Here is a 23,565-nt window from a genome sequence, read left to right on the forward strand (position 1 = left end):
CTCCGGCCTGCGCCGGTGCGGTGGTGCGCGGGCTGAGCGACCGCCGCTGACCAGCGGCCGCCCGCCCCGAGTCCCCAACCCCCGCACCCCCCAAGGTCTTTGCAAGAAGGAGCACCCTCCATGCCCGTGTACGACTACGTCGTGGTCGGCGGTGGTACCGCCGGTTCCGTCATCGCCTCCCGCCTCACCGAGGACCCGGACGTCACCGTCGCCGTCATCGAGGGCGGCCCGTCCGACATCGACCGCGAGGACGTGCTGACGCTGCGCAAGTGGCTCGGCCTCCTCGGCGGCGAGCTGGACTACGAGTACACGACCACCGAGCAGCCCCGCGGCAACTCGCACATCCTGCACAGCCGGGCCAAGGTCCTCGGCGGCTGCTCGTCGCACAACACCCTGATCTCCTTCAAGCCGCTGCCGTCCGACTGGGACGAGTGGGAGGCGGCCGGCGCCACCGGCTGGGGCGCGAAGGAGATGGACCCCTACTTCGGCAAGCTGCGCAACAACATCGTGCGGGTGGCGAAGAAGGACCAGAACCAGATCGCCACCGACTGGATCGAGGCGACCAGGACCGCCCTCGGCGTGCCGGAGGTCGTCGGGTTCAACGACCAGCCGTTCGACGAGGGCGTCGGCTTCTTCGACCTCTCCTACCACCCCGAGAACAACAAGCGGTCCTCCGCCTCGGTCGCCTATCTCCACCCGCACATCGAGGCCGGTGACCGGCCGAACCTCACGCTGATGCTGGAGACCTGGGCGCACAAGCTGGAGCTGGACGGCACCACCGCCAAGGGCGTCCACGTCCGCACCAAGGACGGCGCGGAGGTCTACGTCGAGGCCGCCCGCGAGGTGCTGGTCTGCGCCGGTGCCGTCGACACCCCGCGGCTGCTGATGCACTCCGGCATCGGGCCGAAGAAGGACCTGGAGGCGCTCGGCATACCCGTCGTGCACGACCTGCCGGGCATCGGCGAGAACCTGATCGACCATCCCGAGTCGGTGATCGTCTGGGAGACCAACGGGCCGATCCCGGGCAACTCCGCGATGGACTCGGACGCGGGTCTGTTCGTCAAGCGGGACCCGGAGCACAAGGGCCCCGACCTGATGTTCCACTTCTACCAGATCCCGTTCACCGACAACCCCGAGCGGCTGGGCTACGAGCGCCCCGAACACGGCGTCTCGATGACCCCGAACATCCCCAAGTCCCGCTCCCGCGGCCGCCTGTACCTCACCTCCGCGGACCCCGAGGTCAAGCCCGCCCTCGACTTCAAGTACTTCGAGGACGAGGACGACTACGACGGGCAGACCCTCGTCGACGGGATCAAGCTGGCCCGCAAGGTCGCCCAGGCCGAGCCGTTCAAGAAGTGGCTCAAGCGCGAGGTCTTCCCCGGTCCCGACGTGACCGACGACGCGGAGATCAGCGAGCTGGTGCGCAAGGCCGCGCACACCGTCTACCACCCCGCCGGCACCTGCAAGATGGGCGCCGCCAACGATGAACTCGCCGTCGTCGACCCGGAGTTGAAGATCCGCGGTCTGCACGGCATCCGGATCGCCGACGCCTCGGTCTTCCCGACGATGCCGGCCGTCAACCCGATGCTGGGCGTGCTCATGGTGGGGGAGAAGTGCGCCGAACTGCTCCAGAAGATTCCTACCGAGGGAGGTGATGCGTGATGGCTACCACCGCCGCCGGCGCATCCGAGATACCCGCTGCCCGCAAGGCCACCGACGCAGCCGAGGACGGCCGCGAGGTCGTCTTCTCCGTCCGCCACCTGTGGAAGGTCTTCGGCCCCAAGGCCGACAAGATCCCCGATGACACCTCCGTCGCCGGGCTGAGCGTGACCGAACTGCGCGAGCAGACCGGCTGCACCGCCGCCGTCCGCGACGTCTCCTTCGACGTCCACAAGGGCGAGGTCTTCGTCGTCATGGGCCTGTCCGGCTCCGGCAAGTCCACCCTCGTCCGGTGCCTGACCCGGCTGATCGAACCGACCAGCGGCGACCTGGAGATGGACGGCGAGGACGTCCGCGCCATGGACCGCACCGCGCTGCGCGAACTGCGCCGCCGCCGCGCCGCCATGGTCTTCCAGCACTTCGGCCTGCTGCCGCACCGCAGCGTCGTCGACAACGTCGCCTACGGCCTGGAGATCCAGGGCGTCGGCAAGGCCGAACGGCGCGAGAAGGCCAACGAGATGGTCGACAAGGTGGGCCTGACCGGCCTGGAGAAGCGCCGCCCCGGCCAGCTCTCCGGCGGTCAGCAGCAGCGCGTCGGACTCGCCCGCGCCCTCGCCGTCGACCCCGAGGTCCTGCTGTTCGACGAGCCGTTCAGCGCGCTCGACCCGCTCATCCGCCGCGACATGCAGGAAGAGGTCGTCCGCCTGCACCGTGAGGAGGGCCGCACCATGGTCTTCATCACCCACGACCTCTCCGAGGCACTGCGGGTCGGTGACCGGATCGCGCTGATGCGCGACGGCGAGATCGTCCAGCTCGGCACCCCCGAGGAGATCGTCGGCTCCCCGGCCGACGACTACGTCCGCGACTTCGTCCGGGACGTCCCCCGCGAGCAGGTGCTGACCGTCCGCCGCGCGATGCGCCCGGCCGAGGACGGCGAGGCCGACCAGGGCCCGGCGCTGACCGCCGACACCCTGATCTCGGACGCCATCGAGGCGGTCGCCCGCTCCGGCGGCGCGGCCCGGGTCGTCGACGGCGGCCACTGCCTGGGCGTCGTCGACCACGCCTGCCTGCTCAACGTGGTCGCCCGGATCGACGAGGACCGGCCGGGCGAGGTGGCTGCCTGATGATGTACGCCGCCACCCCCCGCCACGGCGCCGTCCGCGCCGTGGGCTCCAGAGCCCCCGTCGCCTCCCGCCGTACCCGGCTGCGGGCCGCCCTGCTGCGCCGCTGGCGCGAGGCCCAGCGCGCCGCCGCACTGGGCGTGCCGACCGGCACCGTGAAGCGGGGCCGCGCATGAGTACCGCATCCGCACCGCCCGCCGTTCAGCGCGGCCTCGGCGCCGACGCGCCCAAGGCCGGCCCGCTCAAGGCCCTGCTGGACCGCCGCGGCCTCGCCAAGCTCCTGCTGCTCGCCGTCGCCGCGGCCGTCCTGGTCCCGCTGGTGCACGCCGCCTGGCCCGGCGCCGCCTGGCCCTCCGCGCTGACCGTCGACCTGTCCGGACCGCTCGGGAAGACCAGCGACTGGATCATCGACAACCGCGACAACCACTGGCTGTTCGTCTACTTCCTCGGCCACCTCTCCAACGCCGTGGTCATCTCCGTACGGGCGGTCTACCTGCTGTTGCTCGCCCTCGGCTGGACCGGGGTGACCGCCGGCGTCACGCTGATCGCCTGGCGGGTGGCGGGCTGGCGGATCGCCGCCACCGCGCTGGTCTCGCTCCTGGTCAGCGGGGCGCTCGGGATGTGGGTCCCGACCATGCAGACGCTGGCGCTGATGGTCGTGGCGGTCGCCGCCTCGGTCGTCGTCGGCGCGCTGCTCGGACTGGCCGCCGGCCTCTCCGAGCGGCTGTTCCGGATCCTCCGCCCGGTCCTCGACACCATGCAGGTGCTGCCGGCCTTCGCCTATCTGCTGCCCGTCGTGCTGATCTTCGGCATCGGCGTGCCGGCCGCGCTGCTGGCCACCGTCATCTACGCCGCCCCGCCGATGGCCCGGCTGACCGCGCTCGGACTGCGCGGCGCCGACCCCGGTGTCCTGGAGGCGGTCTCCTCGCTCGGCGCCACCGGACGGCAGCGGCTGCTGACCGCCCGCCTCCCGCTGGCCCGCAAGGAGCTGCTGCTCGGCGTCAACCAGACGATCATGATGGCGCTGTCCATGGTCGTGATCGCCTCGATGATCGGCGCGGCCGGCCTCGGTGACCGCGTCTACCAGGCGCTCGCCTCCGTCGACGTCGGTGCCGCGCTCTCCGCTGCCATCCCGATCGTGCTGCTGGCCATCGTCATGGACCGCACCACCGCCGCGGCCGGCGCCCGGATCGGCGCGACCGCCGGCACCACCGGCCCGGCGTGGCTGCGCGGCTGGCAGGTCTGGACCGGCGTGGCCGCGCTCACCGCGCTGCTGACCCTGGCCGGCCGGCTGACCGGCTCCGCGGTCTGGCCCGGCGCCTGGTTCGTGGACATCGCCCACCCGGTGAACCACTTCAAGGAGTGGATGGTCGACCACCTCTACTCCGGCGTCCCGGTCATCGGCGGCACCGCCGACTGGGCCGCGCACTTCACCAACTGGGTGCTCAACCCGCTGCGCGACGGCCTGACCGCGCTGCCCTGGTACGGCACGCTGCTCGTCGTCGCCGCGCTGGCCTGGGTCATCGGCACCTGGCGCACCGCCCTGACCGCCGTCCTCGCGATGGCCGCCATCGGTGTGCTGGGCGTGTGGAAGCCGTCCATGAACACCCTCTCCCAGGTGCTCGCCGCCCTGGTCGTGACGCTGGTGCTGGGCTTCGGCACCGGCATCCTGGCGGCCGGCAGCAAGCGGTTCGAGGCGATCCTGCGCCCGGTGCTCGACGTCATGCAGACCATGCCGCAGTTCGTGTACCTGATCCCGGTCGTCGCCCTGTTCGCCGTGGGCCGCGCCCCGGCCGCCGCGGCCGCGGTGGTCTACGCGCTGCCCGCGGTCATCCGCATCACCACCCAGGGCCTGCGCCAGGTCGACCCCGCCGCGATGGAGTCGGCCCGCTCGCTGGGCGCCACCCGCTGGCAGATGCTCCGCCAGGTGCAGCTGCCGCTGGCCCGGCCGGCCCTGCTGCTCGCCGTCAACCAGGGCGTGGTCCTGGTCCTCGCCGTCGTCATCATCGGCGGCCTGGTCGGCGGCGGCGCCCTCGGCTACGACGTGGTCACCGGCCTGGCCACCGGAGACCTGGCCCTCGGCCTGGTCGCGGGCGTGGCCATCGTGTGCCTGGGCCTGATGCTCGACCGGGTCACCCAGCCCACGGAACGCCGTACGACGGGGAAGGGAGCCTGATCATGTCCCGTACGCGCACAGCATTCCTCGGTACGGCCGTGCTCGCCGGCACGGTGGCGCTCTCGCTGTCCCTGTCCGCCTGCGGCAAGGCCGACATGACCAAGCAGACCTCGCCGTTCGCCGCGGCCAAGGGCTCGAAGTCGGTCACGCTGTCCGTGCAGACCTGGGTCGGCGCGCAGTCCAACGTGGCCGTCGCCAAGTACCTGCTGGAACACCAGCTGGGCTACCACGTCGACACCGTCCAGGTGGACGAGATCCCCGCCTGGGACGCCCTCAGCCAGGGCCGGGTGGACGCGATCCTGGAGGACTGGGGCCACCCGGACCAGGAGAAGCGGTACGTCAAGGACAAGAAGACGATCACCGCGGGCGGCGGCAACGGTGTCACCGGCCACATCGGCTGGTGGGTGCCCAAGTACTGGGCCGACAAGCACCCCGAGATCACCGACTGGCACAACCTCAACAAGGTCGCCAACCAGCTGCGCACCTCGGAGAGCGGCAACAAGGGTCAGCTGATGGACGGTTCGCCGTCCTACGTCACCAACGACAAGGCGCTGGTGAAGAACCTCCACCTCAATTACGAGGTGGTGTTCGCCGGCTCCGAGGCGGCCCAGATCACCCAGATCCAGCAGTTCGCCAAGGAGAAGAAGCCCTTCCTGACGTACTGGTACGAGCCGCAGTGGCTCTTCAACCAGGTGCCGATGGTGGAGGTCAAGCTTCCCAAGTACACCGACGCCTGCGCGGAGAAGGGCGCCAAGGACCCGCAGTCCATCGACTGCGCGTACCCCACCACCCCGCTCCAGAAGTACTTCAACACCAACTTCGCCAAGAACGGCGGCAGCGCCGCGGCGTTCCTGAAGAACTTCAAGTGGACCAAGGACGACCAGAACGAGGTCTCCGAATCCATCGCCTCGGGCGGCCTGTCCGCCGACGAGGCGGCCAAGCGGTGGGTGGACAAGCACCCGGACGTCTGGAAGAGCTGGCTGCCGAAGAAGTAGGCGGTCCCCGGCCGGACGTCGGACGAAGGGGGTGCGGGCCCGTGGGGCCCGCACCCCCTTCGCGTGCGTGGTCGGCCGGGTGGGGCTCACCCGTTCGGATGGCGGCCGGGGAGTTCCGCCCGGCGGACGGGCGGGGACGCCCGAGGATGCCACCATGCCGCTTCCCCCGAAATGCCCCACGACCGACTGTGACGCCTGGTTGTGGAAGGACACCACCCAGACCAGCACCGACTGGGACAACTGGCGCTGGTGGTGCTGCCGTTGCCAGAAGCAGTGGTACCCCACGGCGGAACAGCTCGGGGAGTTCCGCCAGGGGGCATCGGGCGGCCCGGGGGGACCGGGCGGACCGGGCCGGCAGCCGCGTGCCGCCGCGTACCGGGACCCGCGGGTGGCCGCCGCGCGCCCGTGACGCGCGGCGGCCCGCACCGGCTCAGGCGTTGTGCAGATTCGCGCGCCAGTAGCCCAGCACACCGGCGTCCAGTGCCTGGAGCTTGTTGAGCGCCTTGCCGAAGGAGGCGTAGCGCGGGGTGGCCTTCCAGGTGGCCGAGAGGGCAGCCGCCCCACGGTCCAGGTGCGGCTTGCCGCCGCCCTTGATGTCCACCGCCGCGTTGACGTTGCTGACCGTGGCGCCGCCGCCCTTGAGGTGGGTGGCCCGGCCGCCCCTGGCCAGATACTGCACCCACACCTTCTCGGCGGTGACCGGGATACCGAAGATCTCCTCCGACACGGCGAAGCTGACGCGGGTGTCCAGGCCGGCGATGGTCCCCTTGGCCTTGACCCGCACCTCCTTCACGAACGACACGTCCGCGTTGTACGGGACGGCGCGGCGCAGGCCACCGGGCCGGGTGGTGCCCTTCAGCGACGCGGTGAGCGCCTCGTAGACCTTGCGGTTCTGGAGGTAGCCGACGAACTTCTGCTGCTTGGCCTTCGGCAGCGCACGGAACGCCTTGAGGGTCCGCTTCGCCTCGGGGGCGTTCCGGGACGCCAGGTACTGCAGGTAGTCCGTGACGGTCAGCTTGCTCCCGAGCGACTGTTCCGCGGCGCCCACGGGGGCCGGCGCCGACGGCCGGCCGGCGGCCGAGGCCGCGGGCGCCAGGACCGCGAGCGCCGCCGCGCCGGCCACGGCGGCCGACCCGATCCGGCGCATGGTGGAACCGTTGCTCATGGAATCTCCTCTTGCTCTGTTCCGGGGTACGACAGGGGAGACCGAGAGTACGAACGGGGCCGCGCGGGCGGTATTGACCCTTTGGCCGGTGCCCTCGGGGACAGGCCGGGCTCCTGGAGATCCACTTCTCAAACTCGTACCGGCGGTTTAGGAACCCTTTAAGATCTGCGGTAAGTGCTCTTTCCGGCCATGTGGCCTCGCTTTGCTGGGCAGTTACCGACCGTGACGTCGCCCAGGCCGGGCCGAGGTCGCGTCGGGCGGTCACCGCGCCCGTCTCCCGGAGTCACCCGCCGGGGCGGACCGCGGACCGCAGCGCACGATGACCGCACGCCCATGTTCGTCCGCCGGTCCCCGACTCGACCAACCGGGGAGAAAGCGGATCGATCGTGCCCAGCAGGACTCATAAGCAGAATACGGGGAAGGTAGAACTGCTTTGCCTCAGAGTCATACGTGCAACAAAAGTGAACTATCGGCTGCGCGGATAACCGTGGCGTACCCCACGAGCCCGCGCCCGACACCGGGAGACCCCTCCAGAATCCCTCATCTGACGCCGCGTGAACGCCAAGTGCTCATCCTCATCGGAAAGGCCGCGTCCAACCGGGAGATCGGGCAGCAACTCGGCATCACAGAACGCACCGTCAAGGCTCACCTGGCCAATCTCATGACCAAGATCGAGGTGGCCACCCGTATCGAAGCGGCCATCTTCGCCTACGCCCATCATCACGACATCAGCCCGCCGGACGGCAGCATTCCGGTGGACCGTTCGTAATCCCGGCAGGCCGCCGGAAACCTCCTCGCCCTCGGGACGGGCGAGGAGGTTCCTTTACCTCCGGCGGAAATCCTCAATTCCCCTGCGTACGGCTCCCCTTCGGCCAATGGCCACACGTCCGTTGACCATCCGTCCGATGCCCCAAGAGGCAATAGCGGAATGCCGGACGGCGACGGAAGACTCATTCCGGCGATCACCGACAACCGGTGCGCCGCGAAAGAGAGAAGAGGAGTTCCATGCGCAAGACGATGCGGATGGCCGCCACCGCCCTCGCCGCAGCGGTCACGCTGGGTATCGCGGCACCCATGGCCAGTGCGGCCCAGCACTCCCGGACCCCGGTCGTCTCCTCGGTCCAGGTGGGCGCGGTCCGCTCGGCCGGTGACGTGAACACCCTCACCGCGGTGACCTACGCGGCCGGCCTCGACAAGGCCCAGGTGCCGGGCATTTCGGGCAAGGACGCCAAGGACCGCGCCAAGGCGATCGTGAAGTTCCTCAAGAAGGTGCTCGGCAAGCACTACAAGGAGGCCCGGGCCGCCGCGAAGAAGGGCGTCGCCGCCTTCCGCAAGTGGGTGAAGACCCTCAAGCCGTCGAGCCCGGTTCGGATCGTCCTGGAGAAGGTCGACAAGTACGTGCTGGAGCTGATCGTCAAGCTCCTGCGGTAACGCCCTACGTGCTGGAGCTGATCGTCAAGCTCCTGCGGTAACGCCCCGCCCACCGGCCCACCTCCAGGAGAGGCTCAGGACCGACCCCCGAGGTCCTGAGCCTCTCCGCCTTCCGTCCCCCGACCGCTGTCTGCCTCCTGTGGGGGGAGTGCGGGCGGCACTCGGCCCCGCAGCTGCCGCCGGTGCGGGGCCGTCCGACGTGCGGCACCCCCTCCCGTTATGTCCCCCGGCCACCGGGACCTGGCCGCCCCCAGGGCCCTGAGGCGCGGCATAGTAGGGCGCAGTCCGAGACGGGACATGACACACCACACCAGGGCGCCGCGAGCCGCGGCCGCCACGCACCGGGGGGACTTCCGCTTCCATGCCAGCCATCCGCCGTTCCACCGCCGCGGCCGCCGCCGTGGCCGCGCTGCTCGCGGTCACCGCCACCGGCTGCGGCCCCAGCGACGACAAGGCCGCCGCCCCCGGCAGTTCGGCCGCCGCCGACCAGAAGGGCCCGGGCGACGGGGGCCTGAAGCTGCCCAAGGGGATGCCCACCAGCATCGACGGCCTGAAGAAGTGGAAGGACGGCGGTTGGAACGACTGGGGTGACTGGGCCCGCAAGGCCTCGGACTTCGCCAACCCGATCATCAAGGACCACTGGAAGGCCGACCGGCTGGCCAAGGCCAAGGCCGCCCCGGAGATAGGGGTGAACGCCACCGGCGCGGGCAGCGGATCCGCCGCCTCCGACCCCGAGCCGCGGCCGGTCACCGCCGAGCAGGTCGCCCGCCCGTACCACCAGCACATGGCGCCGGTCGGCAAGATCTTCTTCGACAGCCCCAAGGGCCCGATGGTCTGCTCCGGCACGATCGTCGAGGACCCGGCGCACCCGGGCAAGTCCAACCTGGTGTGGACCGCCGGCCACTGCGTGCACTCCGGCAAGCAGGGCGGCTGGATGCGCAACATCGTCTTCGTGCCGTCATACAACGACAACGGCGTCCCGATGAACCAGGTCGGCAGCACCCCCTCCCAGCAGGTCACCCCCTACGGCCGCTTCTGGGCGGACTGGATCACCACCTCCGGTGAGTGGATCAACATGGGCAGCGAGGAGACCGGCAACGGCGGCTCCGCCTACGACTTCGCGGTGCTGCACGTGAAGCCGGAGAACGGCGGCGCCAAGTCGCTCCAGGAGACCGTGGGCGCCGCCGCCCAGGTGTGGTTCAACGCCCCCTCCGCCGACGGCATCAGCTCCCTCGACGCGTTCGGCTACCCGGCCGCGCCCCCGTACGACGGCGCGCGGATGATGAACTGCCCCGCCCGCCCCGGCCGGCTGGTCATGCAGCAGGGCACGCCCGCCATGCACCGCATCGGCTGCACGATGACCGGCGGCACCTCCGGCGGCGGCTGGTTCGTCAACCGCGGCGGCAAGCTGACCCTGGTCTCCAACACCTCCATCAGCTCCAACGCCCACACCTGGCTGGCCGGCCCGCACCTGGGCCCCGAGGCGCAGCGGGTCTTCGACGGCATCAGCCGCAAGTTCGCCGGCCAATAAAGCCGGTCCGCTTCTTTCGGTGAGGTCTCCCTACGGCCCCGGCGGCAGTGCCCGGCACAGCGCCGCCAGGGCCGCCGGGAAGGCGCTCTCGGACGGGGTGGCATAGCCGACGACCAGGCCGTGCCGGGGCCGATCCGGGGCGTCCGGGTGGCGGTACTCCGACAGTCCGTCCAGGGCCAGGCCCTGCCACCGGGCGGCGCGCAGCGCGGCCCGCTCGTCCGACGCACCCGAGCCGTCCGGGAGTTGGAGGACGGCGTGCAGCCCGGCGGCGATACCGGTGACGCGCAACTGCGGCGCATGGCCGGCCACCGCGGCGACCAACTGGTCCCGGCGCCGCCGGTAGCGCTGCCGCATCCGGCGGACGTGCCGGTCGTACGCGCCGCACCTCAGGAACTCCGCGAGGGTGAGCTGGTCGGTGACCCCGGCCCACGCCTCCCGTTCGCCCTTGGCCGCGAGGACGGCGTCGACCAGCCGGCCGGGCAGCACCATCCAGCCCAGCCGCACCGCGGGCGACAGGCTCTTGCTGACCGAGCCGAGGTGGACCACCCGCTCCGGGTCCAGGCCCTGGAGGGCACCGACCGGCCGGCGGTCGTAGCGGAACTCGCCGTCGTAGTCGTCCTCGATGACGTAACCGCCACTCTCCCGCGCCCAGTTGATGGCGGCGGCCCGCCGGTCGGGATACAGCGGGACGCCGGTGGGGAACTGGTGGGCCGGGGTGAGCAGCACGGCCCGCACCTCCTCCAGCTCCACCAACTCCCCGGTATCGGCGCCCAGTTCATCGACGCTCAGCGGGTGGGTGACGGTGTCGGCGGCAGCCAGGAGCCGGCGGTGGAAGGGCAGGCCGTACGACTCGACGGCGAGCGGGCCGGCGAGGACGGCGGGGAACAGCAGCCGCAGGGCGTGCGCGAAACCGGAGCAGATGACGATCCGGCCGGGGTCGGTGCGGACGCCGCGGGTGCGGGCCAGATAGTCGGTCAGCGCACGGCGCAGCTCCGGGCGGCCGCGCGGATCACCGGGCCCGAACGCGTCGTCGGGGGCCGCGGTCAGCGCCCGGCGGGCGGCGGCGACCCATGCCGTACGGGGGAACGCGGCCGCGTCCGGCTGCCCCTGGAGGAGGTTGTGCCGGGGGCGGGCCGCCGGGTCGCGGTGGGCCGGGGCCCGGGTGGGGGTCAGCGGCTGCGCCCGGTGTGCCACGCGGGTGCCCGAGCCCTGGCGGGCGGTGAGCCAGCCCTCCGCGACGAGTTCGGCGTAGGCGTCGGCGACGGTGTTGCGGGCCAGACCGAGGTCGGCGGCGAGCGAGCGGTACGGCGGCAGACGGGTGCCGGGGGCCAGCCGCCCGGACCGTACGGCTTCGCGGAGCGCACGCAGCAGGGCGGCGCGGCGGCCGCCCGGACCGGTCAGTTCCACATGCAGATCGGCGCCCAGGCCCTCGGCGGAATTGACCCATGATTCCGGCATGGAAATGCACCCTACAGCCGGTCGTCTCCGCTCGTAGATTCAAGGCATGACGAACATCGAAGGGCACGACGTGATGACCACCGCAGACAGCTCCGAAGCGCCCCAACTCCCCACGCCCCGGGTCAATTTCGCCAAGGCCGCCCCCAAGGCCTTCCGGGCGCTGATCGGCTTCGACGCCGCGGCCCGCGAGGGGCTGGACCCGGCCCTGGTCGAACTGGTCCAGATCCGGTCCTCGCAGCTCAACAAGTGCGCCTACTGCCTGCACATGCACACCACCGACGCCCGAAAGGCCGGGGAGAGCGAGGAGCGGCTGCACATGGTCGCCGTCTGGGAGGAGGCGGCGCACTTCTTCACCGAGCGGGAGCGGGCGGCGCTGGCCCTCACCGAGGCCGTCACGCTGGTCGCGCACGGCGGGGTGCCGGACGCGGTGTACGAGCGCGCCGCCCGGCACTTCGCGGAGGACGAGCTGGCCCGGCTGCTGGCGCTGATCTTCACCATCAACACCTGGAACCGCATCGCGATCAGCACCGGCAAGGTCCCCGGCACCGACGAACGCTGACGCGGGGGCAGGCGGGGGCAGGCGGGGGCAGGCGGGGACACGGGCCGCGGGGGGCACGCGGGGCGGGCGACCCCTGTACGCCCGCCCCACCGCGTTCTCCGGGCCGATTCCCGCGGGCCGAGCCCTCCGGGCCGAGCTCTCCGGGCCGAGTCCCCCGGGCCGCCCCTCCCGGGGGCTTCATCCCCTCCGTAGTGGCTAACCCTCCGCCGGCCGCCCGCCCCGCAGCCGTTCGGCAACCTCCGCCAGCGTCGTCATCGCCGCATGCTGCAGCCCGCCGCCGAAGGTGATCCGGGCCGCGCCCAGCGCGCCCAGCTCCTCCGGGGTGGGCCCGCCGGGCACCGCGAGGGCGTTCACCGGGCGGCCGACGGCGGTGGCCAGCGCGGAGAGCAGCGCGGGTGGGGCGAGGATCGGGTAGACGCAGTCGGCGCCCGCCGCCGCGTAGAGCAGACCGCGGCGCACCGTCTCCGCCGTCTCCCGCTCGCCCTCGACCCCGCGCAGATACGTGTCGATCCGGGCGTTGATCACCAGCGCGTCGCCGGCCTCGGCCCGTACCTCCGCCAGCCAGGCGGCCTGCTCCTCGGCGTCGCGCAGGGCGCCGGTGGCGTGGTCGGTGTCCTCCAGATTGCAGCCGGCCGCCCCGGCGTCCAGCAGCCGGCCCACCAGTTCCTTCGCGGACAGCCCGTAACCGGCCTCCACGTCCGCCGTGACGGGCACGTCCACGGCCCGCACGATCCGGGCGATGGCGGCGAACATCTCCGCCGGCGGTGTCCGGCCGTCCTCGTGGCCCAGGGAGGCGGCGATGCCCGCGCTGGGCGTGGCCAGCGCCGGGAAGCCGGCGTCCGCGAAGACCCGGGCGGCGGCCGCGTCCCACGGGCCGGGCAGGACCAGCGGCAGCCGCGGGCCGTGGTGCAGCGCGCGCAGCGTCGCGGCGGCGCTCACAGCTCGGACCCCGTCGGCTGGCGGACCGTGACGTTGACCCGGTTCCAGTTGTTGATCGCGACGATCACCGCGAGCAGATGGGCCAGTTCACGCTCGTCGAAGTGGGCCGCGGCCCGCTCGTAGACCTCGTCCGGGACGTGTCCCTCGGTCAGCACGGTGACGGCCTCGGCGAACGCCAGCGCGGCCCGTTCACGCGCCGAGTAGAGGTCGCCCGCCTCCTCCCACGCCGGCAGCAGATCGATCCGCTGCGGGCTCACCCCGGCCTCCCGCAGATTCTTCACATGCATGTCGATGCAGAACGCGCACCGGTTGAGCTGCGAGGCGCGCAGCACCACCAGCTCGGCCAGCACCGGGTCGCCCAGGCCCTTCTTGGCGGCCATGGTGAGCGCCAGCTGCGCCTGGTAGAACGCCGGCTGCCGGCCCCAGAACTTCATCCGCTGGGTCATCGGTTCAGGCCCTCCCCGGGGTCATGCGGGTGCTCACGCCGAAACGGTTCCAGGCGTTGATGGTGGTGATCAGGGCGATGAGCTGGGCGAGCTCGGGCTCCTCGAAGTGGGCCGCGGCCCGCTCGTACACCTCGTCCGGCACGAAGCCTTCCGTCACGACGGTCACGGCCTCGGTCAGCGCCAGCGCCGCCCGCTCCTTGTCGGTGTAGTACTCCTCGGCCTCCGCCCAGGCGCTCAGCAGATAGATCCGCTCCTCGGTCTCCCCGGCCCCGCGGGCGTCCCTGATGTGCATGTCGAGGCAGAAGGCGCACTTGTTGAGCTGGGACGCGCGGATCTTGACCAGCTCGACCAGCGTCGGGTCCAGGCCCTTCTTCGCCGCCGCGTCCAGCGCGATCATGGCCTTGTAGACCTCGGGCGCGAGCTTGGCCCACTGCATCCGGGGACCGCCGGATCCCGTTGATGTCGTCGCTGCTGTCGATGTCGTCGTCATGACCACGACGCTACGACCGCAATGGCACACCGGTATGGTCCACTTCCATGGGGAATTCCTGGGCCACTTTCGGTCGCGACCTCCACCTGGACCTCACCGGCCCCGGCGGGCTGCGGGCCGCCCTGATCGGCGCGCTGCGGGACGCCGTACGGACCGGACGGCTGACCCCCGGCACCCGGCTGCCCTCCTCCCGCTCGCTCGCCGCCGACCTCGGCATCGCCCGCAACACCGTCGCCGACGCCTACGCCGAGCTCGTCGCGGAGGGCTGGCTGAGCGCCCGCCAGGGCTCCGGCACCCGGGTCGCCGACCGCGTCGAGCCGCTGGGGGCCGCCCCCGCCCGGGCCCGCCGCCCGCCCGGCCCGGCCACCCGCCCCGGCCCACCGCGCTTCGACCTCACCCCCGGCACCCCGGACGTCTCCGCCTTCCCCCGCACCGCCTGGCTCGCCGCCGCCCGCCGGGCGCTGACCGCCGCCCCCAGCGAGGCGTTCGGCTACGGCGACCCGGCCGGCCGCCCCGAACTGCGCGCCGTCCTCGCCGACTACCTCGCCCGGGCCCGCGGGGTCCGCGCCGACCCCGACCGGATCGTCGTCTGCACCGGCTTCATGCAGGGCCTGGCGCTGCTCGCCCGCACCCTGGGCACCGGCCGGGTGGCCGTCGAGTCGTACGGGCTGGACTTCCACCGCGACGTCATCACCCGCGCCGGGCCGGGCACCGTCCCGCTCGTCGTCGACGCGCACGGCGCCCGGACCGAGGACCTGGCCGGGCTCGACGACGTGCGCGCGGCCCTGCTCACCCCCGCCCACCAGTTCCCCACCGGCGTCCCGCTGCACCCCGACCGCCGGGCCGCCGCCGTCAACTGGGCGCGGGCTACCGGCGGTTACGTCCTGGAGGACGACTACGACGGCGAGTTCCGCTACGACCGGCAGCCCGTCGGCGCCCTCCAGGGCCTCGACCCCGACCACGTCGTCTACCTGGGCACCGCCAGCAAGAGCCTGGCCCCCGTCCTGCGGCTGGCCTGGATGGTGCTGCCGGACCGCCTCGTCGACCCGCTGCTGGCCGTCAAACGCACCGGCGAATGGCAGTCCGGCCAGCTGGAACAGCTCACCCTCGCCGAATTCCTGGCCTCCGGCGCCTACGACCGGCACCTGCGCGGCATGCGGCTGCGCTACCGGCGCCGCCGCGACCAGCTCGTCGCGGCCCTCGCCGAACGGGCACCGCACGTCCATGCCTCCGGCATCGCCGCCGGCCTGCACGCCGTCCTCGAACTCCCGCCCGGCACCGAGCAGTCCATCGTGCAGGCCGCCCGCTGGCAGGGCCTCGCCCTGGAGGGCTTGAGCGGCTTCACGGACCCGTCCGCGACACCGGTCCCCCGCGATGCCCTGGTCGTGGCCTACGGGAGGCCACCGGAGCATGCCTTCAACGGCGCTTTGGAGGCATTGATCAGAGCCCTGCCACCGACCCCGGAGGCATAGGCTCACTTCACCCACCCGTTCACCCACCCCTGCCCCAGGTGACCTGACCCCATGAGCGACGCCTACTCGCCGATACCCGAGCTGAACCTGCTCAAGGCATTCGACGACACCTGCACGGACTTCTACTCACCAGGCTTCGAACTGCGCCCGTACCCCCACGGCGTGGGCTGGACCGACCCCGACAACCCGGAGTTCGAGGACCGGGTACTCTCCTTCGCCCAGGCCACCACGTCCGGTTCCGTGTACGCCCTGTGGCGTTGCGACGACCGCGCCGACCTCGCCACCCTCCCCGTCCTCTTCCTCGGCGACGAAGGTGACCTCTACATCACCGCGCACGACCTCCGGGAGCTCTTCTGGGACCTCCTCGACGAGGATTCCGGCGAACCCGCCCCCGACCGCGAGGAGTACCGCACCACCCGCCAGGCGTACCACACCTGGCTCCAGCAGAACTTCGGCCCCACACCCCCCACGTACGACCGCAGCCCCATGGAGGAGCACGGCTGGCGCTTCGCCGACTGGCTGCTGAGCGTGGGGGAGAAGGACGCCGCCGACCTCGTCATCGAGAGCCTCGAACTTCTCGAAGTGCCGCGTTCCTGATGCTCCTTGGGGCGGTGCCCGTCACAGCTCCCGCACGAACGAGACCCGGTCCAGCCCCGGCCCGTCGTAGTCCGTGTGCACCGGGGTGTCGTGCTCGTCGAGGTGGTCGCCCGGCTCCAGGCGGAAGCCCATGCGGGTGTGGTACGCGATGGAGTTGCGGTTGTTGGGGCTGGTGATGCAGCGGACCTGACTGCGGCCGGCCTCTCCGGCCAGCGTGAAGAACCGCTCGTAGAGCGCCCTGCCGAGGCCGTCCCGTCTGCCGTCCGGGCAGATGCCCACGAAGTGGATGTACGCGGTCCGCGGATCCGTCTGGGACAGGAAGCCGATCAGGAACGCGTGCAGGGTCCCGTCCGGGCGCTCGACGAGAAAGCTGGTGCCCGCGAAGTGCTGCAGGAAAAGACGCGGCACGAGCAACTGCCGCTGCAGCGCGCCCGCTTCACCGCCCAGGCCAGCCCACCAGTCGGCCAGCGCCACCTGGAGGCGCGGATGGTCCGACGGTACGGGATGGCGCAGCGTCAGGCCGCTCGGTATCGCGCCGGGCGAGGGCACCGGAGTGTTGTCGGTCATGGCGTCACCTTTCCGAACCTTTGCGCACCTTTCCCGAACCTCTCCGACCGAGGAGCCGGCCTCGTAGCCCGGGGGCGGCGCCCCGGCAAGGAAATGTACCGACCGCATGTGCCCCCGGCGTGGTCCGAGAACCGGCCACGCCCGCGCAGTGCGCCGTGCGTGACCCGGGGCCGTCGCGCGCTGCGCTATCCGGGGGAAACGGGGGAGCGGCTCTGGCGCGTACGAGCGAACGACGCGCCTACTGATGCTATCGATCGGCGGTTTGCCACCTGTCGGGGGAGGACACCGGTACGCGGCAGTCCGGGACGCCGGCTGCCCTGACCGCCCGACCCCTCGTAACAGGAAGTTGTCGCTCACCGCAGCCTTCCGGGCTAGGTGGGGGCGAACGGCCCGCCGCCCTCCACACCCCCATCGAAGGGCCTCACCATGGCATTTACCTTCACGTTGGTATTCGCGGCGCCGAATCCGGCGGTCTTCGGACAACCCGTGACCTTAACCGCGACCGTGATCCCGCTCGGACTGGGCACACCCACCGGCACCGTCACCTTCTCCGTGAGCGGCGGGCCCACCGTGACGGCACCGCTCGTCGGCGGCACCGCGACGGCCACCGTCAACAACGTGAGCGTCGGGTTCCACACCGTCACGGCAAACTACAACGGCAGTGTCAATTTCTCCCCTTCCAGTGGTTTCGGCTCGCTTACCGTCGTGCAGGCCTCCACGACCACCACGGTCACCTCGTCCCCCGACCCCTCGCTCTTCGGCCAGACGGTCACCCTCACCGCCCATGTCGCGCCGGTCGCGCCGGGCGGAGGCACCCCGACGGGCACGGTCACCTTCGTCATCGGAGGCGGCGGGGGCGGCACCCTGACGGCACCGCTCGTGGGCGGCAACGCCAGCGTCACCACCAACACCCTCACCGTCGGCACCCATCCCATCACCGCCACCTACAACGGCAGCACCAACTACGCGGCGTCCTCCGGGACCGACACCCAGACCGTCCAGGGCACGGCAGCGACGACCACCACGGTCACGTCCTCGCCCGACCCCTCGGTATTCGGCCAGCCGGTCACCTTCACCGCCACCGTCGCCCCCTCCCCACCCGGCCCCGGCACCCCCACCGGGACCGTCACCTTCGTCATCTCCGGCGGCCCGACGCTGACGGCGCCGCTCGTGGGCGGTACGGCGAGCGTGACCACCAGCAGCCTCGGCGTGGGCCCGCACACGGTCACCGCCACCTACAGCGGTGACGTCAACTTCAGCAGTTCCAGCGGCACCGATACCCAACTCGTCAACAAGGCCTCGACGACCACGACGGTCACCTCGTCCCCGGACCCATCGGTGTACGGCCAGCCGGTCAGCTTCACGGCCACCGTCGCGCCGGTCTCCCCGGGTGCGGGCACCCCGACCGGCACGGTCACCTTCGTCATCTCCGGCGGCCCGACCCTGACGGCGCCGCTCGTGGGCGGTACGGCGACCGTCACCACCAGCAGCCTCGGCGTCGGCTCGCACACCGTCACCGCCACCTACAGCGGAGACGGCAACTTCACCGGCTCCAGCGGCACCGACACCCAGACCGTCAACAAGGCCTCGACCACCACGGTCGTCACCTCGTCCCCGGACCCGTCCGCCGTCGGCCAGCCGGTCAGCTTCACGGCCACCGTCGCGCCGGTCTCCCCGGGTGCGGGCACCCCGACCGGCACGGTCACCTTCGTCATCTCCGGCGGCCCGACCCTGACGGCGCCGCTCGTGGGCGGTACGGCGACCGTCACCACCTCCTCACTCGCCGCCGGCACCCATACCGTCACCGCGACCTACAGCGGCGACGGCAACTTCACCGGCTCCAGCGGCACCGACACCCAGACCGTCAACAAGGCCTCGACGACCACGGTCGTCTCCTCGTCCCCGGACCCGTCGCTCTTCGGCCAGCCGGTCACCTTCACGGCCACGGTCGCGCCCGTGTCCCCGGGCGCGGGCACCCCCACGGGCACGGTCACCTTCGTCATCGGAGGCGGCGGGGGCGGCACCCTGACGGCGCCGGTCGTGGCGGGTACGGCGACCGTCACGACCAGCTCCCTGGCCGTCGGAACGCACACCGTCACAGCGACCTACAGCGGTGACGCCAACTTCACCGGCTCCAGCGGCACCGACACCCAGACCGTGCACCAGACCGCGACCACCACCACGGTCACCTCCTTCCCCGACCCCTCCGTGACCGGACAACAGGTCGCCTTCACCGCCTTCGTCGGCCCGGTGGCTCCCGGCGCCGGCGTACCGACCGGCACCGTCGCGTTCACCGTCACCAACGGGGTCACCACGGTGAACCTCACCGGCACCCTGGACGGCGCCGGCGTCGCGACCGTCACCACCAACGGGCTGGTGACCACGGGCGTTTACACCGTCACCGCGACCTACGCCGGCGACGCCAACTTCACCGGCTCCAGCGACACCGACACCCAGACGGTCACCCCGGCCTCGACGACGACCACGGTCACCTCCTCCCCGGACCCGTCCGTGGTCGGACAGACGGTGACATTCACGGCCACGGTCACCCCGGTCTCGCCGGGCGCGGGCACCCCCACCGGTACGGTCACCTTCCTCGTGACCAACGGTGTGACCACCGTGAGCCTGACCGGCACGCTGAGCGGCGGCACGGTCAGCGTCAGCACCAACGGCCTGGTGACCGCGGGGACGTACTCCGTCACCGCGACCTACAGCGGAGACGGCAACTACACCGGCTCGGTCGGCACGGACACCCAGACCGTCACCCAGGCCTCGACCACCACGACGGTCACCACGTCCCCCGACCCGTCGGTCGTCGGCCAGCCGGTGACCCTGACGGCCACGGTCGCTCCGGTATCGCCGGGCGCGGGCACGCCCACCGGCACGGTCACGTTCGTCGTCTCCGGCGGTCCGACGCTCACCGGCACCCTCTCCGGAGGCACGGCAAGCGTCACTACCAGCGCCATCCCGGTCGGTACGCACACCGTCACGGCGACCTACAGCGGTGACGGCAACTTCCTCGGCTCCAGCGGCACCGACACCCAGACCGTGAATCAGGCGTCGACGACCACGTCGGTCTCCTCGTCCCCGGACCCGTCCGTGATCGGACAGACGGTGACCTTCACGGCCACGGTCACCCCGGTCTCGCCGGGCGCGGGCACGCCCACCGGTACGGTCACCTTCCTCGTGACCAACGGCGTGACCACCGTGAATCTGACCGGCACGCTGAGCGGCGGCACGGTCAGCGTCAGCACCAACGGCCTGGTGACGGCCGGGACTTACTCCGTCACGGCGACCTACAGCGGAGACGGCAACTTCACCGGTTCGGTCGGCACGGACACCCAGACCGTGGGCGTGTCAGCGACGACCACGACGGTCACCACCTCTCCCGACCCGTCGGTCTTCGGCGAGCCGGTGACCTTGACGGCCACGGTCGCTCCGGTGTCGCCGGGTGCGGGCACCCCGACCGGCACGGTCACCTTCGTGGTCACGGGCGGTCCGACGCTGACGGCGACGCTCTCGGGCGGTACGGCGAGCGTCACCACCAGTGCCATTCCGGTCGGGACCAGCAACGTCACGGCGACGTACAGCGGTGACGGGAACTTCCTCGGCTCCAGCGGGTCGGACACCCAGACCGTGACCCAGGCGTCGACGACCACATCGGTCTCCTCGTTCCCGGACCCGTCCGTGGTCGGGCAGACGGTGACCTTCACCGCCACCGTTGCGCCGGTGGCGCCGGGTACCGGTACTCCTACCGGGACGGTCACGTTCGTCGCCACCGACGGTGTCACGACCGTGAGTCTGACCGGGACGCTGAGCGGCGGCACGGTGAGCGTCAGCACCAATGGGCTGGTGACGGCGGAGACTTATGCCGTCACGGCGACGTACAGCGGTGACGGAAACTTCACCGGTTCCGTCGGTACGGATACCCAGACCGTGACCCAGGCCTCGACGACCACGTCGGTCACGACGTCTCCGGACCCCTCGGTATTCGGCGAGCCGGTGACCTTGACGGCCACCGTCGCTCCGGTGTCGCCGGGTGCGGGCACCCCGACCGGCACGGTCACCTTCGTGGTCACGGGCGGTCCGACGCTGACGGCGACGCTCTCGGGCGGTACGGCGAGCGTCACCACCAGCGCCATTCCGGTCGGAACCAGCAACGTCACGGCGACGTACAGCGGTGACGGAAACTTCCTCGGCTCCAGCGGGTCGGACACCCAGACCGTGACCCAGGCGTCGACGACCACATCGGTCTCTTCATCTCCGGACCCGTCCGTGGTCGGGCAGACGGTGACCTTCACCGCCACCGTTGCTCCGGTGTCGCCGGGTGCCGGCACTCCCACCGGGACGGTCACGTTCCTCGCCACCGACGGTGTCACGACCGTGAGTCTGACCGGGACGCTGAGCGGCGGCACGGCCAGTGTCAGCACCAACGGGCTTGTCACGGCCGGGACTTACGCCGTCACGGCGACCTACAGCGGTGACGGGAACTTCACCGGCTCGGTCGGGTCGGACACCCAGACCGTGACCCAGGCCTCGACGACCACCTCGGTCACCTCGTCTCCGGATCCGTCGGTGTTCGGTGAGCCGGTGACGTTCACGGCCACGGTCGCCCCGGTGTCGCCGGGCGCCGGCACTCCCACCGGCACGGTCACCTTCGTGGTGACGGGCGGCCCGACCCTGACCGGCACCCTCTCCGGGGGCACGGCGAGCGTCACGACCAGCGCGGTACCGGTCGGCACCAGCACCGTCACGGCGACGTACAGCGGTGACAGCAACTTCAGCGGCTCCAGCGGTACGGACACGCAGACGGTGACTCAGGCGTCGACGACCACGACGGTCACGACGTCTCCGGATCCGTCGGTGTTCGGTGAGCCGGTGACCTTGACGGCCACGGTCGCTCCGGTGTCGCCGGGTGCGGGTACGCCGACCGGTACGGTCACGTTCGTCGTCTCCGGTGGTCCGACGCTGACCGGGACGCTCTCGGGCGGTACGGCCAGTGTCAGCACGAGTGCGATTCCGGTCGGGACCAGCAACGTCACGGCGACGTACAGCGGTGACGGGAACTTCACCGGCTCGGTCGGGTCGGACACGCAGACCGTGACGCAGGCGGCGACGACCACGTCAGTCTCCTCGTCTCCGGACCCGTCCGTGGTCGGGGAGACGGTGACCTTCACGGCCACCGTTGCTCCGGTGCCGCCGGGTGCCGGCACTCCCACCGGGACGGTCACGTTCGTCGCCACCGACGGTGATACGACCGTGAGCCTGACCGGGACACTGAGCGGCGGCACGGCCAGTGTCAGCACCAACGGGCTTGCCACCGCCGGGACTTACTCCGTCACGGCGACGTACAGCGGGGACGGTGACTTCACCGGCTCCAGCGGCAACGACACCCAGACGGTCACCCTGGCCTCGACCACCACCTCGGTCACCACGGCCCCCGACCCGTCGGTGTTCGGCGAGTCGGTGACCCTGACGGCCACGGTCGCGCCGGTGTCGCCGGGCACGGGTACCCCCACCGGCACGGTCACCTTCGTGGTCACCGGTGGTCCGACGCTGACCGGGACGCTCTCCGGCGGTACGGCGAGCGTCAGCACGAATGCCATCCCGATCGGTACGCACACCGTCACGGCGACCTACAACGGTGACAGCGGCTTCACCGGCTCCGTCGGGTCGGACACCCAGACGGTCGCGCCGGCCCTGACCACCACGACGGCCACGACGTCCCCCGACCCGTCCGTGGTCGGGCAGACGGTGACGTTCACGGCCACCGTGGCTCCGGTGTCGCCGGGGGCAGGTACGCCCACCGGTACGGTCACGTTCCTCGCCACCGACGGTGTCACGACCGTGAGTCTGACCGGGACGCTGAGCGGCGGCACGGCCAGTGTCAGCACCAACGGGCTGGTGACGGCCGGGACTTACGCCGTCACGGCGACGTACGCCGGTGACGGGAACTTCACCGGCTCGGTCGGGGCGACCACCCAGACGGTGACCCAGGCGGCGACGACCACGTCGGTCACGACGGCTCCGGACCCGTCGGTGTCGGGTGAGTCGGTGACCTTGACGGCCACCGTCGCTCCGGTGTCGCCGGGCGCGGGCACGCCGACCGGCACGGTGACGTTCGTGGTCACCGGTGGTCCGACGCTGACGGCGACGCTCTCGGGCGGTACGGCGAGCGTCAGCACGAGTGCCATCCCGATCGGTACGCACACCGTCACGGCGACCTACAGCGGTGACGCCGACTACACGGCCTCCAGCGGCACCGACACGCAGACCGTGGTCCAGGCGCCCACGACGACCACCGTCACCTCCGCGCCCGACCCCTCGGTGTTCGGGGAGCTGGTGACCTTCACCGCGAACGTCGCCGTCGACGCGCCCGGGGCAGGCAGCCCGACCGGCACCGTCACCTTCGTCATCGACGGTGACGGGGGCGGCACGCTGACCGGCACCGTCTCCGGAGGGACCGCGAGCGTCAGCACCACCACCCTGGAACCCGGTACGCACAACGTCACCGCGACCTACAACGGTGATGTCGACTTCGCCGGCTCCAGCGGTACGGACACGCAGACGGTCAACCAGGCCGCGACGACCAACACGGTCACCTCGTCTCCTGACCCGTCCGGGAACGGGGATCCGGTCACCTTCACCTCCGTCGTGGCGGCGGTGGCACCCGGCGCCGGCGTCCCGTCGGGCACGGTCAACTTCACCATCACCGACGGTGTGACCACCGTGAACCTCACCGGAACCCTGGACGCCCTCGGTGTCGCCACGGTCAGTACCCCGCTGTCCACCGGCAACTACACCGTCACCGGGGTCTACGGGGGTGACGCCGACTTCACCGGCTCCACCGGCACCGACACCCAGACCGTCATCTGACCGTCCACTCCGATAACCGGCCACTCCGATCCATATCCACTCACTCACCCCCGCACAGCGCCGGGCCGTCCGAAGGGGCGGTC

The 23,565-nt window shown here is 71.5% G+C and carries 19 protein-coding genes; 13 read left to right on the forward strand and 6 right to left on the reverse strand.

Features of this window, described 5'->3' with window-relative positions:
• Positions 1-120 precede the first annotated feature (120 nt).
• The 6 genes from AB0E02_RS16375 to AB0E02_RS16400 all read left to right on the forward strand — a co-directional run bounded on the left by AB0E02_RS16375 (position 121) and on the right by AB0E02_RS16400 (position 6,360).
• The gene (locus AB0E02_RS16375) at positions 121-1,662 is read left to right on the forward strand and encodes a GMC oxidoreductase (protein ID WP_362139615.1); all 1,542 of its coding nucleotides are present in this window, start codon (positions 121-123) and stop codon (positions 1,660-1,662) included.
• Positions 1,662-2,783 carry a glycine betaine/L-proline ABC transporter ATP-binding protein gene (locus tag AB0E02_RS16380; RefSeq protein WP_362139617.1) on the forward strand — a complete coding sequence of 374 codons (1,122 nt, stop codon included), beginning with the start codon at positions 1,662-1,664 and terminating at the stop codon, positions 2,781-2,783. Before AB0E02_RS16375 ends, AB0E02_RS16380 begins: the two co-directional genes overlap by 1 nt.
• Positions 2,783-2,956 carry a hypothetical protein gene (locus AB0E02_RS16385; protein ID WP_158745063.1) on the forward strand — a complete coding sequence of 58 codons (174 nt, stop codon included), beginning with the start codon at positions 2,783-2,785 and terminating at the stop codon, positions 2,954-2,956. The genes AB0E02_RS16380 and AB0E02_RS16385 overlap by 1 nt, the downstream gene beginning before the upstream one ends.
• On the forward strand, positions 2,953-4,956 hold the full coding sequence (locus AB0E02_RS16390) for an ABC transporter permease subunit (protein WP_362139620.1): 2,004 nt from the start codon (positions 2,953-2,955) through the stop codon (positions 4,954-4,956). The genes AB0E02_RS16385 and AB0E02_RS16390 overlap by 4 nt, the downstream gene beginning before the upstream one ends.
• A gap of 2 nt (positions 4,957-4,958) precedes the next feature.
• On the forward strand, positions 4,959-5,951 hold the full coding sequence (locus AB0E02_RS16395) for an ABC transporter substrate-binding protein (RefSeq protein WP_362139622.1): 993 nt from the start codon (positions 4,959-4,961) through the stop codon (positions 5,949-5,951).
• Between the two features lie 154 nt (positions 5,952-6,105).
• Complete coding sequence (locus tag AB0E02_RS16400) at positions 6,106-6,360, forward strand: hypothetical protein (RefSeq protein WP_078866197.1); 255 nt, start codon at positions 6,106-6,108, stop codon at positions 6,358-6,360.
• A gap of 21 nt (positions 6,361-6,381) precedes the next feature.
• Here AB0E02_RS16400 and AB0E02_RS16405 read toward each other — a convergent pair whose 3' ends face one another.
• Positions 6,382-7,116, reverse strand: coding sequence for a hypothetical protein (locus AB0E02_RS16405; RefSeq protein ID WP_362139625.1), 735 nt, complete (start codon positions 7,114-7,116; stop codon positions 6,382-6,384).
• Positions 7,117-7,603: 487 nt separating this feature from the next.
• Here AB0E02_RS16405 and AB0E02_RS16410 point away from each other — a divergent pair, with 487 nt between their 5' ends.
• The 3 genes from AB0E02_RS16410 (at position 7,604) to AB0E02_RS16420 (ending at position 10,078) form a co-directional block, all read left to right on the forward strand.
• The gene (locus AB0E02_RS16410; protein WP_267887910.1) at positions 7,604-7,885 is read left to right on the forward strand and encodes a helix-turn-helix transcriptional regulator; all 282 of its coding nucleotides are present in this window, start codon (positions 7,604-7,606) and stop codon (positions 7,883-7,885) included.
• Between the two features lie 236 nt (positions 7,886-8,121).
• On the forward strand, positions 8,122-8,547 hold the full coding sequence (locus AB0E02_RS16415) for a hypothetical protein (RefSeq protein WP_030413963.1): 426 nt from the start codon (positions 8,122-8,124) through the stop codon (positions 8,545-8,547).
• A gap of 361 nt (positions 8,548-8,908) precedes the next feature.
• The gene (locus tag AB0E02_RS16420) at positions 8,909-10,078 is read left to right on the forward strand and encodes a hypothetical protein (RefSeq protein ID WP_362139628.1); all 1,170 of its coding nucleotides are present in this window, start codon (positions 8,909-8,911) and stop codon (positions 10,076-10,078) included.
• Positions 10,079-10,108: 30 nt separating this feature from the next.
• Here the strand turns inward: AB0E02_RS16420 and AB0E02_RS16425 are convergent, their stop codons facing one another.
• Positions 10,109-11,536: a PLP-dependent aminotransferase family protein gene (locus tag AB0E02_RS16425; RefSeq protein WP_362139630.1), complete on the reverse strand. Its 1,428-nt coding sequence runs from the start codon at positions 11,534-11,536 to the stop codon at positions 10,109-10,111.
• Between the two features lie 73 nt (positions 11,537-11,609).
• Here AB0E02_RS16425 and AB0E02_RS16430 point away from each other — a divergent pair, with 73 nt between their 5' ends.
• Entirely contained in the window at positions 11,610-12,095 is a 486-nt protein-coding gene (locus AB0E02_RS16430; protein WP_362139722.1) for a carboxymuconolactone decarboxylase family protein, read from the forward strand.
• Positions 12,096-12,290: 195 nt separating this feature from the next.
• Here the strand turns inward: AB0E02_RS16430 and AB0E02_RS16435 are convergent, their stop codons facing one another.
• Genes AB0E02_RS16435 through AB0E02_RS16445 form a run of 3 tightly spaced genes read right to left on the reverse strand, consistent with a single transcriptional unit; the run spans position 12,291 to position 13,970 of the window.
• Positions 12,291-13,034 (reverse strand): isocitrate lyase/phosphoenolpyruvate mutase family protein, encoded by a 744-nt coding sequence (locus tag AB0E02_RS16435; RefSeq protein ID WP_362139632.1) that lies wholly within the window; start codon positions 13,032-13,034, stop codon positions 12,291-12,293.
• A complete protein-coding gene (locus AB0E02_RS16440) occupies positions 13,031-13,480 on the reverse strand; it encodes a carboxymuconolactone decarboxylase family protein (protein WP_362139634.1) in 450 nt (149 codons plus the stop codon). Before AB0E02_RS16440 ends, AB0E02_RS16435 begins: the two co-directional genes overlap by 4 nt.
• Positions 13,481-13,484: 4 nt before the next feature.
• The gene (locus AB0E02_RS16445; protein ID WP_362139635.1) at positions 13,485-13,970 is read right to left on the reverse strand and encodes a carboxymuconolactone decarboxylase family protein; all 486 of its coding nucleotides are present in this window, start codon (positions 13,968-13,970) and stop codon (positions 13,485-13,487) included.
• A 47-nt stretch (positions 13,971-14,017) separates the two neighbouring features.
• On the opposite strand from AB0E02_RS16445, the gene AB0E02_RS16450 reads away from it, so the two are divergent.
• Both AB0E02_RS16450 and AB0E02_RS16455 read left to right on the forward strand, forming a co-directional pair.
• The gene (locus AB0E02_RS16450; RefSeq protein WP_362139638.1) at positions 14,018-15,442 is read left to right on the forward strand and encodes a PLP-dependent aminotransferase family protein; all 1,425 of its coding nucleotides are present in this window, start codon (positions 14,018-14,020) and stop codon (positions 15,440-15,442) included.
• 51 nt (positions 15,443-15,493) lie between these two features.
• Entirely contained in the window at positions 15,494-16,039 is a 546-nt protein-coding gene (locus tag AB0E02_RS16455; protein ID WP_362139640.1) for a hypothetical protein, read from the forward strand.
• Between the two features lie 21 nt (positions 16,040-16,060).
• On the opposite strand, the gene AB0E02_RS16460 is transcribed toward AB0E02_RS16455, so the two are convergent.
• The gene (locus AB0E02_RS16460) at positions 16,061-16,606 is read right to left on the reverse strand and encodes a GNAT family N-acetyltransferase (RefSeq protein ID WP_362139643.1); all 546 of its coding nucleotides are present in this window, start codon (positions 16,604-16,606) and stop codon (positions 16,061-16,063) included.
• Between the two features lie 426 nt (positions 16,607-17,032).
• Here AB0E02_RS16460 and AB0E02_RS16465 point away from each other — a divergent pair, with 426 nt between their 5' ends.
• Positions 17,033-23,482, forward strand: a complete 6,450-nt coding sequence (locus tag AB0E02_RS16465; protein WP_362139645.1) for an Ig-like domain-containing protein — start codon at positions 17,033-17,035, stop codon at positions 23,480-23,482.
• Positions 23,483-23,565 lie beyond the last annotated feature (83 nt).

This window comes from Streptomyces sp. NPDC048196, assembly GCF_040652715.1.
Taxonomy (GTDB): Bacteria; Actinomycetota; Actinomycetes; order Streptomycetales; family Streptomycetaceae; genus Streptomyces; species Streptomyces siderophoricus.

Excerpts from the sequence above, each read along its gene's own strand:
- AB0E02_RS16440 (WP_362139634.1), bottom strand. The coding sequence starts at position 13,480 with ATGACCCAGCGGATGAAGTTCTGGGGCCGGCAGCCGGCGTTCTACCAG.
- AB0E02_RS16395 (WP_362139622.1), top strand. The coding sequence starts at position 4,959 with ATGTCCCGTACGCGCACAGCATTCCTCGGTACGGCCGTGCTCGCCGGC.
- AB0E02_RS16390 (WP_362139620.1), top strand. The coding sequence starts at position 2,953 with ATGAGTACCGCATCCGCACCGCCCGCCGTTCAGCGCGGCCTCGGCGCC.
- AB0E02_RS16455 (WP_362139640.1), top strand. The coding sequence starts at position 15,494 with ATGAGCGACGCCTACTCGCCGATACCCGAGCTGAACCTGCTCAAGGCA.
- AB0E02_RS16375 (WP_362139615.1), top strand. The coding sequence starts at position 121 with ATGCCCGTGTACGACTACGTCGTGGTCGGCGGTGGTACCGCCGGTTCC.
- AB0E02_RS16445 (WP_362139635.1), bottom strand. The coding sequence starts at position 13,970 with ATGACGACGACATCGACAGCAGCGACGACATCAACGGGATCCGGCGGT.
- AB0E02_RS16465 (WP_362139645.1), top strand. The coding sequence starts at position 17,033 with ATGGCATTTACCTTCACGTTGGTATTCGCGGCGCCGAATCCGGCGGTC.
- AB0E02_RS16415 (WP_030413963.1), top strand. The coding sequence starts at position 8,122 with ATGCGCAAGACGATGCGGATGGCCGCCACCGCCCTCGCCGCAGCGGTC.
- AB0E02_RS16460 (WP_362139643.1), bottom strand. The coding sequence starts at position 16,606 with ATGACCGACAACACTCCGGTGCCCTCGCCCGGCGCGATACCGAGCGGC.
- AB0E02_RS16400 (WP_078866197.1), top strand. The coding sequence starts at position 6,106 with ATGCCGCTTCCCCCGAAATGCCCCACGACCGACTGTGACGCCTGGTTG.
- AB0E02_RS16380 (WP_362139617.1), top strand. The coding sequence starts at position 1,662 with ATGGCTACCACCGCCGCCGGCGCATCCGAGATACCCGCTGCCCGCAAG.
- AB0E02_RS16405 (WP_362139625.1), bottom strand. The coding sequence starts at position 7,116 with ATGAGCAACGGTTCCACCATGCGCCGGATCGGGTCGGCCGCCGTGGCC.
- AB0E02_RS16425 (WP_362139630.1), bottom strand. The coding sequence starts at position 11,536 with ATGCCGGAATCATGGGTCAATTCCGCCGAGGGCCTGGGCGCCGATCTG.
- AB0E02_RS16385 (WP_158745063.1), top strand. The coding sequence starts at position 2,783 with ATGATGTACGCCGCCACCCCCCGCCACGGCGCCGTCCGCGCCGTGGGC.
- AB0E02_RS16450 (WP_362139638.1), top strand. The coding sequence starts at position 14,018 with ATGGGGAATTCCTGGGCCACTTTCGGTCGCGACCTCCACCTGGACCTC.
- AB0E02_RS16420 (WP_362139628.1), top strand. The coding sequence starts at position 8,909 with ATGCCAGCCATCCGCCGTTCCACCGCCGCGGCCGCCGCCGTGGCCGCG.
- AB0E02_RS16430 (WP_362139722.1), top strand. The coding sequence starts at position 11,610 with ATGACCACCGCAGACAGCTCCGAAGCGCCCCAACTCCCCACGCCCCGG.